Below are 13,609 nucleotides of genomic sequence, written 5' to 3'. Positions count from 1 at the left end.
TCAATATGCGGTAAGGGCCGGGCGCAAGCGCGCACGCCCGCCCGGCCATGCGTCGGTCAGTTGCAGGCGGCGCCTTTTGCCAGGCGCTGCGCTACGAAAGTGAGGTCGCGTGCATTGACCATGCCGTCGGCCACCACGTCGGCGCGCGCATCGAAGCCTTCCTGGCCCGTGCGTTTGCCGAACGCGGCCTTGACCAGCGCCAGGTCGACGCAGTCGACATTGCCGTCGAGGTTCTGGTCGCCCGCCAGGTGAATGCCGACATCCGCATTCGAAATGTCGAAGAACACATTCCCGACCGCTTCCACCTTGATCCGCGCCGCCGAGGCCGGCGCCGACGGCAAGGTAACCGTGGCGCTGCCGTTGTTCGGCACGCCTTCAGCGAGCAACACCGGCCAGGTCTTGCCGCCGTCGGTCGACAGCGCAATGTTCACGCTGCCCACGCCGACCGGCGCCACATCGGTGTTGGCGACGTCCCAGGTGACGGTCTGCAGCGAACCCGGATCGAGCGTCGCCGCCGTATTCTGCGACGTCACCAGGAACGGGCCGGCGCCCGGCGCCAGCACCAGCCTGGTGCCGGCACTGTTGACGCCGCCCCTGCCGTCGCGCACCGTCAGCTTGAAGTTGAGCGAGGCCGGCGAGGCATTGGTGCCGGCCAGTCCGACGTAGGCGGCGGTCGGCAGGTACTCCGAGTAGCACTCGATGTTGGCCAGGCTCGGCGGCGTGGCGGCGGTGGCGCAGGCGCCCGTGACGGCGTTGGTGTTATTCGACAGGATCTGCAGCATGTCCGGGAACACCCGCGTCGGGTCGGCCGTCGTGTGGTTTTCGCCCGGCGAGTTGTATTCGATCGTGCCGGCCGCGGTGACGGTGGCGCGGGTGCCGAACTGGCGGAACAGCGGACCGTTGAGCTTGGTGTTGCTGGTCAGGCCGGTGCCGCTGGACGCACCCCGGTCGTTCTGCTCCCACATGTAGGTGAGCGGGTCGCCATCGGCGTCGGATGCGCTGCCGGTCAGCGCGAACGGCGTGCGCACCGGAATCGTGTAGCTGGCCGGCACGGTCACGACAGGCGCGTTGTTGCCGGTCGACGCCACGGTGCCGCCGCGCTTGGTCGGCCCGCCCACGGCCACTTCGCCGAAGAAGCCGCTGCAGCCCGCCGTGCAGTCCACCAGTTGCAATGGTGCGACATCGACGCCGGCCAGGGCGCCGTTGAAGGTCACGGTAAACGCGCTGTCGGACAGGGCGCTGACGGTCACCGTGGCGCCCGCCGGCCAGCCCGGGCTGCCTTCCAGCGCGGCCTTGACCCCGCCGGTGGTGAAATTCGTCCCGCGTACGATCGGCGCCGACAGGTTGCCGTTGACGCTGATGCGGAATTGCTGGCCGGCCGTGTTGAAGCCGCGCAGCGCGGCAATCTGCACTTCGTTCAGGGTCGATTCGGCGCTCGATGTGTAGGCCACGATTTCGTCGAAGCTGCGCTGCGACCAGTACGGATCGCTGTGCGGTTGCAGGTTGTCGGTGCTGCAGATGCCGGCATAGGCCATGATCGACGAGCCGCTGCCGACTTCGACCGAGGTGCCGGGATTGCGGTTGCCGCCGCTGCAGTTGGAGGTCACGCCGTTGAAGGTGTGGTTGCCCGCAAACTGGTGGCCGAGTTCATGCGCGACGTAGTCGACCGCGAACGAGTCGCCGATCGGCACCGGCAGGCCGGTGCAGCCCTGCGCCTTGGCATTGGCGCCGACCACGCCCAGGCTTGCGACGCCGCCGCCGTTCAGGCCGAGGGCAATGTGGCCGACGTCGAAGTTGCCGGCCCCGGCCAGCAGGCCCGTGACGACGCGGTTGCGCGTCAGGGTGCCGCTGCCGCAACCGGAGGCCTGGGCCGGCGTGAAGCAGGCCGCCGTGCCGCACGGGCCGTTGGCTTCGGTCATCTGGGCCGGGGTGTCGAGGTTGAGGGCGTCGGTGGCGTCGATCAGCACCAGGCGGATCGCGGTTTCGTCTTCGTAGATCTGGGTGACGCGGTTGATCAGGGTGACCTTGGCGGCGGTCACATTGGCCGACCCGCCGAAATAGCTGGCGTAGGTCGGGTCGGTGACCAGCGCCAGCCGGTAGGTGCGCAACTGGTCGGCCACGGCCACATTGGGCGCCATGTCGCCATCCATCACGCGGAACGGCGCGGCGCTGGCACTCTTGCCGTCGGTGGCGGACAGTTCGAACGCGCCGGCGCGGCCGGCCGGCAAGGTGACGCTGATCGTGCCTTTGGCGTCGGCCGTGGCGACGGCGCTGTGCAGCGCGGCGCTATCGCCTTCGCCGCGCACGGTCAGGCTGACGCTGGCGCCGGGCACGAAACCGGTGCCGCGCACCTCGACCGGGACCCCTTCTTTATAGAAGGACTGCGACAGCGCCAGTTGCGCTTCCGGCAGCGCGCCTTCGATCAGCGGGCCATGCTGGTTGATCAGGTCGCTGCGGCTGTAGCTGGCGTACAGGCTGGTGTCGAGATGATAATAGGGGTCGACATACCAGCCGCCATTGGCCGAGCGCACCGAGGCGTGCAGGCCGAGCGGGGTGATGTCCATGCGCAAGGTGGCGCTAGGGTCGTCGATGCCCCTGCCCTTGTAGGTCTTGATGCCGGGATGCCTGGCAGCCAGGCCGGCTTCCATGATGGGCGATTCGACCAGGGTGAAGCGCTGGTAGCCGCCGTCCGGATGCGGAAGGGAAATCGTCTGGCTGGCGGCCAGTGTGCCGCTGCCGCGTTCGAGCGGGGCGCTGGCGGTGAGCGATGCCATGCCGGCCGCGTCCAGGGTGGCGCCACGGAAGCGCTTGAGCGCGAGGGCCGGGGTCTTGGCGCTGGCGATGCCCATGCGGCCGGTGGCGACTGTCGCGTCCTGCCAGTACGGGGCGGCGCGTTGGGTGGAAACTGCCGCTGCTGCGGCGGCGGGACCGGCTGCGGCCGCCTGCGCGACTGGCGCGGCGGCGGCAAAGGCCAGGGCAATACATAAGGCAAGAGAGGATTTCTTGCATGCGGCGCTACGCGGATGGTGCAACCCGCCGTTGTACAGCGGATTCCAAGGCTTCATTGTCATGCGTTACCCTTTCGCGGCTTGGTGAATAATCGTTCGTCGTGAGATGTCTTCCTGTGCTTGGTTCCGTATCTGAGGACAGGCTGTCGCTAAATGCCGCCCTGGTCTCGCTGCAATTAAAGCAACTAAACTGTTGTCATAGTATTGCTGGATTACCATTTGGCACAAGATTAATTTTTTCTTTTTGAAAAGACGACATAAGCCGGCCACAGCGGGGCGACTACTCGCTTGCCAGCCGCTCCGCTCCGCTGTCCTGCCAGCCACCGCCGAGCGCCTTGAAGGCCGCCACCGCCGCGCGCGCGGACGCGGTCCGCGCCTGTACCCGCATATCGGTGGCGCGCCGCCGGGCCGTGGGCGAGACCGTGCCCGCGCAACCGATTGAAATTGCCATGCAATACGGGTGTCGTCTATAATGATAATAATTCTCATTCACATTTGTCGGTGCAGGGCACCTGACCAGGAATCGTGCCATGTCCGTTGCCGCGCCGGCGCTTCTTCAGCAGCAGGTCCACCAGCTCTACAGCCACCACCACGGATGGCTGCACGGCTGGCTGCGCAATAAGCTCGGCTGCTCGCAGCGCGCCGCCGATCTCGCGCATGACGTCTTCCTGCGCCTGCTGGCGCGCGAGGAACCGGTCGCGATCGGGCAGCCGCGCGCCTTCCTCACCACCGTGGCCCAGCGCACCCTGGCCAACCACTGGCGCCGCGAACAGATCGAACGGGCCTACCTGGACGCGCTGGCGCTGGTGCCGGCGCCGCTCGCGCCCTCGCCCGAAGAACGCGCCATCCTGCTCGAAACGCTGGTCGAGATCGACACCGCGCTGGCCGGCCTGCCGGCCGAGGTCAAGCGCGCCTTCCTGCTGGCCCAGCTCGACGGCATGAACCAGGCCGATATCGCGGCCGAACTCGGCATCTCGCTGAGCACGGTCAAGCGCCACCTGGTGCGCGCCGGCGCGCAGTGCTACTTCGGCCTGACGCCCGATTGATGGCGGCGCGCGATCCTGGCGCCAGCGTCCCGGTCCGCGCCGCCGTGGCGCGCCAGGCGGTCGAGTGGCTGGTCGAACTGCAGTCCGGCGAGGCCGGCGACGCCACCCGCGCCGCCGTGCAGCAATGGCGCGCCGCCCACCCCGAGCACGAACGCGCCTGGCAGCACATCGCCGCCGTCAACGCGCGCTGGCGCGGCGCGGCCGTGCCCTCGCCGCTGGCCCACGCGGTGCTGCTCGATACGCCGGCCGTCCCCGCGCGTCCCCTGCCCCGGCGCGCCGCCGCCAAGACCGTGGCCGCCCTGCTGTGCGCCGGCGGCGGCGCCTGGCTGGCGCACCAGGCGACGCCGTGGCGCGAATGGCGCGCCGATGCCCGCACCGGCACCGGCCAGCGCCGCACCATCGTGCTGGCCGACGGCAGCCAGGTATCGCTCAACAGCGGCAGCGCGGTCGACGTGCGCTTCAGCGCCGGCGAACGGCGCCTGCGCCTCGTCAGCGGCGACATCCTGGTCAGCACCGCCAGGGACCGCGCCGCCCGCCCCTTCATCGTCGCCACCGCCGAAGGCGAACTGCGCCCGCTCGGCACCCGCTTCGCCGTGCGCCAGCACGCCGGCAGCAGCCGCGTCGACGTGTTCGAAGGCGCGGTGGCGATCCGCCCGCGCGACGCCGGGCAGGCGCCGCCGCGCGTGCTCCAGGCCGGCCAGCAGGCCCGTTTCAGCGCCGCCGCGGTGGCCGACACCCGTCCCGCCGACGGCGACAGCGTCGCCTGGGCCGACGGCATGCTGGTCGCCAGCGGCATGCGCCTGGCCGACTTTCTTGCCGAGCTCGGACGCCACCGGCACGGCCGCCTGGGCTGCGACGCCGCCGTCGCCGACCTGCGCGTGTCCGGCAGCTACCCGCTGGCCGACACCGGCCGCATCCTCGACACCCTGCGCGCCACCTTGCCGGTGGAGATCCATTTCATCACGCGCTACTGGGTCAGCGTGCGCCCGGCGCGGCGCTAAAAAATATTTTCAAAAAAAGTGAGCTGTTTCCGGTTCTCGCGTGACATGCAAGGTGAGCACTCAACACCGTCAACTTTGCAAAAGGAATCCACCATGCGGCCACGCACCCACGCGTCCCACCATCCACACCCCCGTTCGCGGCCCCATTTTGCCCAGCGCGCCCTGCTGGTCGCCATCGGCCACGCGCTGGCCGGCGGCGTCCTCGCCTCGGCCGTCCTGCCCGGCGCCGCCCTGGCCGCCGAGGCCGCGCCGGCGCGCAAGAGCTACGCCATCCCCGCCGGAGCGCTGGAAGGCGCGCTGAACCGCTTCGGGCGCGAAGCGGGCATCTTGCTGTCCTTCCCCACCGCCAGCGCGGCGGGCCTGCAAAGCCCTGGGCTGAACGGCAGCTACGGCGTGGCCGACGGCCTGGCCGCCCTGTTGCAGGGCAGCGGCCTGACTGCCGTGGCGCAAGCCAATGGCGGCTACGTGCTGCTCAGGCAGGCCCCCGCGCCCGCCGCCGCACCGGCGGCGGCGCCGCCGGCACGCACCCAGGCCCTGTCCGACATTACGGTCACGGCCCAGGCCGACGGCGGGAGCGCCACCGCGCCGCTGGCCGGCTACGTCGCCAAACGCAGCAGCACGGGCAGCAAGAGCGACACCGCCACGCGCGAAATTGCGCAGTCGATCTCGGTCGTCACGCGCGACAACCTCGATGCGCGCGGCGTCTCCAACCTGGCCGAAGCGCTCGAATACGTGCCGGGCTTTACGCCGCGCACCTATGGCCGCGACGACCGCTATGACTGGTCGATCGTGCGCGGCATCGGCAACACCAACGGCGGCAACTACCGCGACGGCTTGCGCGACGCCGGCAATATGTACGCGGTGCCGCGCCTGAACAGCTACGGCGTGGAGCGCGTCGAATTCCTGCGCGGCCCGGCCTCCCTGCTGTTCGGCAGCACCGTTCCCGGCGGCACCGTCAATTCGATCACCAAGCGGCCGACCGACGAGGCCCAGGGCGAACTGCGCGTGCGCGCCGGCGACATCGACCGGCGCGGCGTGGCCGGCGACATTGCCGGCCCCCTGAACGCGGACGGCTCGCTGCTGTACCGCCTGGTCGGCCTGAACGAGCAGTACGACCTGATGACGCCGGGCAGCACCAAGAAGGAGCGCTACATCGCGCCCTCGCTGACCTGGAAGATCGACCGCGACACCAGCCTGACCGTGCTGGCCAACTACCAGGAAGACCGCATCGCCGGCGACGCCTATCCCTTCAAATATCCCGAGGTGCTGGGCTATTACATCCCGGTCGCGCAGAAAGGCTGGGACGGCTTCGAGCGCGATCAATGGTCGGCCGGGGTGCTGTTCGACAAGCGCATCAACGAGCAGCTCAGCTTTCACAGCCGCAGCCGCTACGCCACGGTCAAGCTCGATTACCGGGTCCATTTCCTCACCGGCCTGGTCAGCAACACGGTGGTCACGCGCCGCGCGCAGTACATCGCCGACGACACCGACACGCGCCAGACCGACAACTACATGGAGTTCAAGTGGAACGCCGGCAAGTGGGCCAACACGACCATCGCCGGCGTCGACCTGAGCAAGATCACCGGCGCCTCCTTCCGCGGCACCCCGCCCGACACGCGCTTCGACCTGGTCACCGGCAGCGGCCCGTTCAGCGAGCCGCAGCTGCGCCCCGACTACCAGGCCAGCACGCGCCAGACCGGCGTGTACCTGCAAAACCAGGCCAAGTTCGACGAGCGCTTCGTGATCGTGGCCGGCTTGCGGCGCGACCGCTTCCGCGAACACGCGATCGCCGCCTGGGTCGACGGCCCGGTCAACACCAACAAGACCACCGGCCGCCTGGGCGCAGTCTGGCTGCTGCCGGGCGGGGTGTCGCCGTACGCGGGCTATTCCACCTCGTTCGAGCCGCAGAGCGGCGCCACCTTCGACGGCGTCAGGTTCAAGCCGACCGGCGGGCGCCAGTACGAGGTCGGCGTGCGCTACGAGCCGGCCGGCACCAACGCCATGCTGTCGGCCGCCGTGTTCGACATCGTCCAGCAAAACGTGGCCGCCGCCGATCCCCTGCACCAGGGCTTCAACGTGCAGCGCGGCGAAGTCGGCTCGCGCGGCCTGGAGCTCGAAGCGAACGCCAGCCTGGCGCGCGGAATCGATACCACCGCCAGCTACAGCTACACCGACGCGCGGGTGACGCGCGACACCAATCCGGCATTGGTGGGACGCAAGAACGGCCTGGTGCCGGCCCACAAGGCGACCCTGTGGCTGAACGCGCGCGTGCCGGGCGACTGGGCGGGCGGCCTGAAAGCCGGCGTCGGCGTGCGTTATAACAGCAAGGTGCCGGACTTCCAGAACACGCGCTGGGTGCCGGGCGTGACCCTGTTCGATGCGCGCCTCGGCTACCACATCGGCACGCATTGGGAATTATCCTTGAACGCGCGCAACCTGTTCGACAAGAAACATCTCGGCAATTGCAGCGACGGCGACTGCTATCCGGGCGACCGGCGCGAGCTCGTTGCCACTGCTCATTATCGCTGGTGATACGGCGGCGGCGTACTAGCTCAGCAGTAAGCGCCGCCTGAGCTGCTTTTACAACACCCGAAAAAAATAGCTAGCAAGTCAGCCGTGCGCACGCTTGCTTTGCGCTATAGTTTTTGCATAGGAAACTTAGCCAAGAAACTATTTTTTGGGGGTGGCGTACCGTATGGAAATTACCGGTTCCACAGTTCTACTTCAGCCTGGCATGTACATCCTGCGCCATCCCAAGCAGGGCATGGCACCGCTGTCCATCGCACGCGCTCCCGGCACGCCCGGCGAGGGCAAGATGGAAACGCTGGGCACGGCGGGCACCCACCATGCGCTCCTGCGCGACGGCAGCGATTGCATCGTCGTGCACATCAGCGAGGGTCCCGTCAGCCTGCTCGTCACCGCCTTCCTCGCACAACAGGGCGACCCGGTGCCGGCGCTGCGGGTCGACCAGATCGGACTCGACCGGCCTTCATCCCCCACATCCGCGACATCCGCGACACCCGCCGCCGCTCGCACCCTGGCGCCGCGCGCCGTCCCGGCGCCCGCGCCGGCGCCGGCACCGGCGGGCATCGAAGTCGGCCTCCACGGCATCACCCTGATCGGCCATGTCGAGCGCCACGGCGATGTCGTCGCCGCGCCCGGCCAGCCGCTGGGCGACCCGGACAGCCCGCTGCGCCTGGAAGGCTTCCAGGTGGTGTGGCCCGACCGACCCGACGGCGTCGACCTGGCCTACAACATCGTGGTCGAAGGCGGCGGCGCGCTGCCGATGGTCAAGAGCGGTAAATTCTGCGGCACCCGCGGCGAAGCTCGCCGCATCATCGCCGTCACCTTCGCGCTGATCGGTCCGTGCGCCAGCCAATGGCGCCTGGACGGAACAGCTTACTTCAGCGGCGGCTTTCAGGTCCCGCTGCAATCTGCCGTCCCGCTGAGCGGGCCATCCGGGCTCGAACATCTGACGGCAGTCACCCTGAGCGCACGATTGGACGAGCAGGCCGGCGCCCAGCGCAATCCCTGGCAGGAATCGGCCAGCACCAAGGTTTTCAAGACGGGCGCCACGGCACAGCAACTGGTTTCCTGAGCCGCATGGCACGGACAGGCCCGACTTGAATACGCGTCTCAACGACACGAGGAGAACGACCTATGTATGAATTACCTGGCTCTACCGCTATCACGACGCTGCGCAGCTCGAATCCGATCGCCTTCAACCAGGCGACCATCGACCGGATCCTGGCGCTGTCCACCAAGGCGGGCGACAGCACGGTGCGTTTCGATACCGTCGCGCCCGACACCAACGGCAAGATTACCGCTCCGACAGGCGCCGAGGTCGTGCTGGTCGCGTCGTCGGACAATTTCGTTCACGTCATCAATCCGCCATCGGACGCCCCGGTGGTTGTGTTCCAGGGCAAGGGCGGCGTCACCGTGCGCTTTAACGACAGCGGCCCCGACACCGTTCCCGGCAGCCTGGTCGACCGCGTGGTGATCGGCACCTCGGGCACCGACAACTACACCCTCGCCGATACCCGCAACACCCAGCTCACCCTGGGCAGCGGCAACAGCAAGGTGCAGACCGGCGGCGGCGACGATACCGTGATTGCCGGACTGGGCAACAGCACCATCGTCGGCGGCAGCGGCGACGCCATCGTCCAGCTGGCAGGCAACGCGGCCGACTACAAGGTGACGGTCAAGGATGGCCACGCCGTGGTCACCCACAACACCAGCCAGAAGGTCACCGACATCAGCAAGATCCAGTTCGTCCAGCTCGACAACGGCAAGGCGCTGGTGTTCGCCGAGGACTTCAAGGAAGCCGGCGTGGCCACCATCTACGAAGCCGCGCTGGGCCGCGCACCGGACGCCAAGGGCCTCGATTTCTGGCTCGATGCCGTCCGCGCCGGCGTCACGCTGGAAAGCATCGCCCAGAGCTTCCTCGACTCGAGCGAGTACAAGGCCCTGCCGGCCCAGGATAACCAGCAATTCCTGACCACCTTGTACAAGAACACCTTCGCCCGGGCGCCGGATGCCGAGGGACTGGCCTGGTGGACCAAGGTGCTCGAAAGCGGTGTCTCGCGCGCTTCGGTGCTGGCCGGTTTCGTGTCCGATGCCGGACAAAGCCTGGACGGCACCGCCGCCCACGTCGAGCCGGTGGTCGTCGGATCGGTGACCGTCGTCCACAATATCGTCTGAACGTGGTGGCGAGCGCGCCGGCGACGGCGCTGCCATCGGCCTGGCGCTCGCCACGCCTGCGCGACGACTTCCTGTTGTCGCGCGCGGTCGAGGCGTTACAGGCCGGTTTTCCCGGCGACGCCCTGCTCGGCGCGGAAGCGCTGTGCAGGCGCCATCCCGACCTGCCGGCGCCAGCCCTGCTGCGCGCCGTCATCCTGCAATCGCTCGGATCCCCTCTGGCTGGCGCGGCGTTCCTGCGCGCCTGGCGCTGCGATCCGCACGACCCCGACTTGCAGGACAAACTGCTGGCCGCGTGGCTGGCCGCCGGCGAACACGCCAAGGTAGCGGCGCTGGCGCAGTCGCTGCTGGCGCAGCGCTGCAAGGCGGGCAATCACGCCAGCCTGCTGGCAATGGCGCGCGCGGCGGGCCTGGCCGCGCCCGGCGCATGCTGGCGCGAAGGCGATGCCATCGAAGGCCTGCTGTGCGACCCCGGACCATCCCCCCGCCTGCTGCTGCGCGACGAACACGGCGGACAGCAGTACGAAGTCCGCCCCGAGGGCGCGCGCTTCCGCTTCACGCCGCCGCATCCGGACGGCGTCTGGTCGCTGGCCCTGGCCGGCGCCGCCGACGCCCTGCCCGGCTCGCCGCTGGCCTTCGCCGCGCCACGGCCGGCTGCCGGCACGCTGCCGGCGCCGGCGCCGCTGACCGTGCTGGTGCCGCTGTACCGTGGCCTGGAACAGGCGCGCGCCTGCGTGGCCAGCGTGCTGGCCAGCCTGCCGGCCAATCGGGCCGGGGCCCGCCTGCTGCTGATCGACGACGCCAGCGGCGAGCCGGCGCTGTCCTCCTGGCTGGCCAGCCTGGAGGCGCACGAGCGCGTGAGCGTGCTGCGCAACCGCTACAACCTCGGCTTCATCGAAAGCGTCAACCGCGGCCTGCGCCAGTGCGCCGGGCATGACGTGTTGCTGCTCAACGCGGACACCCTGGTCCACGGCGACTGGATCGACCGCCTGCGCGCCGCGCTGTACCGCGCTCCCGACATCGCCTCGGTGTCGCCCTGGTCCAACAACGGCGAAATCAGCAGCTTTCCCGACATCGGGCGCGCCGCGCCGGTGCCCGGCGCCGCCCGCCTGCGCCTGCTCGACGACAGCGCCGCCGCGCTGCACCGCGACGGCGCCACCGCCGACGTCGAGGTGCCGGCCTGCTGCGGCTTCGCCATGCTGATGCGGGCCGGCGCGCTGGCGGCCATCGGCACGCTCGACGGCGCGGCGCTCGAACGCGGCTACGGCGAAGAAGTCGACTGGTGCCTGCGCGCGCGCGCGGCCGGCTACCGCCACTGCGTGGCCACCGGCGTGTTCGTCGCGCACGCCGGCGGCGTCTCGTTCGGCGCCGAAAAGCACCTGCGGGTGCGCCAGAACCGCGCCGTGCTGCTGGCGCGCTATCCCGACTACTACAGCAGCTACCAGCGCTTCCTGCGCGACGATCCGCTGGCCGGCGCGCGCGCCGCGCTGGCCGCGCGCGCCGGCCAGGACGCGGACGGCCAGGGCGCGGACGGCGCGCCCCCGCGTCCGCCCGCACCGGTCTTCGCCGGCGCGCCGGCGTCGTCCTGCACCCGCATCGCGCTCTGGCATCACCGCATCGGCTCGCCCCAGGCCGCGCAAGTGCTGGCACTGGCGCGCCTGGTGGCCGCGCGCGCCGACGACAGCGTGCGCCTGCTGGTCATCGGCGAAGCGAGCGAACTGCTGTGGGCCACCGGCGTGGTCGACGCCCTGCCGCAAGCCGGCCCCCACGGCGACGCGCTGCTGGACGACACCGCCCTGCTGGCCGTCGGCGCCTGCGCCGTGGTGCTGCTGTGCGACGGCGACGACCTGCCGGTCGACATCGACACCGTGCGCCTCGGCCCCGCCTTCGACGCCCGCTACTGGTTCAGCGCCTGGCTGGACGCGCCGGCGGCCGCCGCGCCGCTGCGCTACGCCCACAACGGCGCCCGATGAGCAGCGCAGCGGCGCCATGCCTGCACCCTGACCCCGACGCGGCGAGCGATGCGCGCGTGCGCCGCCTGCTGCACGTCGGCTGCGGCGCGCGCAACGGCCGCGCGCTGCCGGCCTGCTGGCAAGGCCCGGCGTGGCAGGAGATCCGCCTCGATATCGATCCGAACGTCGAACCCGACATCGTCGCCAGCATCTGCGACCTGTCGATGCTGGCCGACGCCAGCGTCGACGCGCTGTACTCTTCGCACAACCTGGAGCACCTCGACGCCTTCGAGGTGCCGCGCGCGCTGGCCGAATTCCGGCGCGTGCTGCGCCCGGACGGCTACGCGCTCATCACCCTGCCCGACCTGCGCGCGATCGCCCTGCACATCGCCAGCGGCCAGCTCGACGCGCCGCTGTACCACTCCGCCGCCGGGGCCATCAGCCCGCTCGACATGCTGTTCGGCCACCAGGCCTCGCTGGCCGCCGGCCACCGCTACATGGCGCACCGCACCGGCTTTACCTCCGCCACCCTGGGCCGCAGCCTGCTGCAGGCCGGCTTTGCCGAGGCGCGCGTGCACGAAGGCAGCCGCTGGGACCTGTGGGCGCTGGCCTGCATGCCCGCCACCGGCGCCGCCGTGTGGGACGAGCTGGCCGGGGTGCTGGCATGAAGATCCTGTTCATCCACCAGAATTTTCCGGCCCAGTTCCTGCACCTGGCGGCCGACCTGGCGCAAACGCCGGGCAACCAGGTGGTGGCGCTGTGCATGCACCAGCGCGCCGCGCCGGCCGGCGTCACCGTGCGCCGCTACCAGATGCTGCGCCCGGCCAGCCCCGACATCCACCCGCTGCTGGCCGACCAGGAAACCCATGTGCGCCATGCCGAAGCCTGCGCCGCCGCCGCCATGCAGCTGCGGCGCGACGGCTTTGCGCCGGACGTCGTCCTTGCCCATCCCGGCTGGGGCGAGGCCCTGTTCATCAAGGATGTGTTCCCGCACGCGAAGCTGCTGCTCTACTGCGAATATTATTACGCGCTCGAAGGCCAGGACGTCGGCTTCGATCCCGCGCTGCCGCCCCTGAGCCTGCCCGAACGCTGGCGCCTGCGCCTGCGCAACAGCACCAACCTGCTCAGCATGGAGCTGGCCGACGGCGCCGTCTCGCCGACCCGCTGGCAGCGCGCCACCTATCCGGCCTGGGCGCAGGAAAAGATCGGCGTCATCCACGACGGCATCGACAGCGAGCGGCTGCGCTTCGATCCCGGCGCGCGCCTGGCGCTGACGCTCGGCGACGGCACGACCCGCAGCTTCCAGCCCGGCGACGAAGTGGTCAGCTACGTGGCGCGCCACCTGGAACCGATGCGCGGCTTCCAGGTGTTCATGCGCGCCCTGCCCGAACTGCTGCGGCGCCGTCCGCAGGCGCACGTGATCGTGGCCGGCGCCGAGGCCTGCGGCTACGGCCACGCGGCGCCCGGCGGGGCCAGCTGGAAGCAGCACATGCTCGACGAAGTCGGCGCCGGCATCGACCTCGGGCGCGTGCATTTCACCGGCCAGCTGGCGCCCGGCGACTACCTGGCCCTGCTCAGCATCAGCCGCGTGCATGCCTACTGGAGCGTGCCCTTCGTGCTGTCATGGTCGTTCCTGGAAGCGGCCATCAGCGGCTTGCCGGTGATCGCCTCGGCCACGCCGCCGGTGCTCGAATTCGCCAGCCGCCTGGACGTGCCCACCATCGCGTTTTTCGACGCCGCCGCCTTTGCCGGCGCCCTCGCCGAGCGCTGCGCGGCGGCTCCGCAGGGGCCGCGCCAGCCGCGCCACCTGGCCGAGACCGACCTGGCGCAGTGCCTGGCGCGCCAGCGCCATTGGCTCGCGACCAGCTAGCGGCCGTCTTCCCCACACCAGGACCGATACAGGA

General features: G+C 70.0%; 10 protein-coding genes. 8 read left to right on the top strand and 2 right to left on the bottom strand.

The window, feature by feature from the left end:
- Positions 1–56: 56 nt before the first annotated feature.
- Both EJB06_RS05035 and EJB06_RS31725 read right to left on the bottom strand, forming a co-directional pair.
- Positions 57–3,071 carry a reprolysin-like metallopeptidase gene (locus tag EJB06_RS05035; protein WP_229426935.1) on the bottom strand — a complete coding sequence of 1,005 codons (3,015 nt, stop codon included), beginning with the start codon at positions 3,069–3,071 and terminating at the stop codon, positions 57–59.
- A 217-nt stretch (positions 3,072–3,288) separates the two neighbouring features.
- Positions 3,289–3,459 (bottom strand): hypothetical protein, encoded by a 171-nt coding sequence (locus tag EJB06_RS31725; protein ID WP_164557800.1) that lies wholly within the window; start codon positions 3,457–3,459, stop codon positions 3,289–3,291.
- A gap of 79 nt (positions 3,460–3,538) precedes the next feature.
- Here EJB06_RS31725 and EJB06_RS05030 point away from each other — a divergent pair, with 79 nt between their 5' ends.
- The 8 genes from EJB06_RS05030 (at position 3,539) to EJB06_RS04995 (ending at position 13,575) form a co-directional block, all read left to right on the top strand.
- Positions 3,539–4,054: a sigma-70 family RNA polymerase sigma factor gene (locus EJB06_RS05030; RefSeq protein WP_126072890.1), complete on the top strand. Its 516-nt coding sequence runs from the start codon at positions 3,539–3,541 to the stop codon at positions 4,052–4,054.
- Positions 4,054–5,055 (top strand): FecR domain-containing protein, encoded by a 1,002-nt coding sequence (locus tag EJB06_RS05025; protein ID WP_126072889.1) that lies wholly within the window; start codon positions 4,054–4,056, stop codon positions 5,053–5,055. Before EJB06_RS05030 ends, EJB06_RS05025 begins: the two co-directional genes overlap by 1 nt.
- Positions 5,056–5,148: 93 nt before the next feature.
- Complete coding sequence (locus EJB06_RS05020) at positions 5,149–7,587, top strand: TonB-dependent siderophore receptor (protein ID WP_126072888.1); 2,439 nt, start codon at positions 5,149–5,151, stop codon at positions 7,585–7,587.
- A gap of 163 nt (positions 7,588–7,750) precedes the next feature.
- Positions 7,751–8,653, top strand: coding sequence for a hypothetical protein (locus tag EJB06_RS05015; RefSeq protein ID WP_126072887.1), 903 nt, complete (start codon positions 7,751–7,753; stop codon positions 8,651–8,653).
- Positions 8,654–8,715: 62 nt separating this feature from the next.
- Positions 8,716–9,756 (top strand): DUF4214 domain-containing protein, encoded by a 1,041-nt coding sequence (locus EJB06_RS05010; RefSeq protein WP_126072886.1) that lies wholly within the window; start codon positions 8,716–8,718, stop codon positions 9,754–9,756.
- 5 nt (positions 9,757–9,761) lie between these two features.
- Complete coding sequence (locus EJB06_RS05005) at positions 9,762–11,726, top strand: glycosyltransferase family 2 protein (protein WP_126072885.1); 1,965 nt, start codon at positions 9,762–9,764, stop codon at positions 11,724–11,726.
- On the top strand, positions 11,723–12,373 hold the full coding sequence (locus EJB06_RS05000) for a class I SAM-dependent methyltransferase (RefSeq protein ID WP_126072884.1): 651 nt from the start codon (positions 11,723–11,725) through the stop codon (positions 12,371–12,373). The genes EJB06_RS05005 and EJB06_RS05000 overlap by 4 nt, the downstream gene beginning before the upstream one ends.
- Positions 12,370–13,575 carry a glycosyltransferase gene (locus EJB06_RS04995; RefSeq protein WP_126072883.1) on the top strand — a complete coding sequence of 402 codons (1,206 nt, stop codon included), beginning with the start codon at positions 12,370–12,372 and terminating at the stop codon, positions 13,573–13,575. Before EJB06_RS05000 ends, EJB06_RS04995 begins: the two co-directional genes overlap by 4 nt.
- Positions 13,576–13,609: the final 34 nt, after the last annotated feature.

The organism is Massilia atriviolacea (assembly GCF_003953935.1).
Taxonomy (GTDB): domain Bacteria; phylum Pseudomonadota; class Gammaproteobacteria; order Burkholderiales; family Burkholderiaceae_D; genus Telluria_A; species Telluria_A atriviolacea.
Note: the sequence above shows the minus strand (reverse complement) of the source record. Positions and strands in the feature narration are given on the sequence as shown.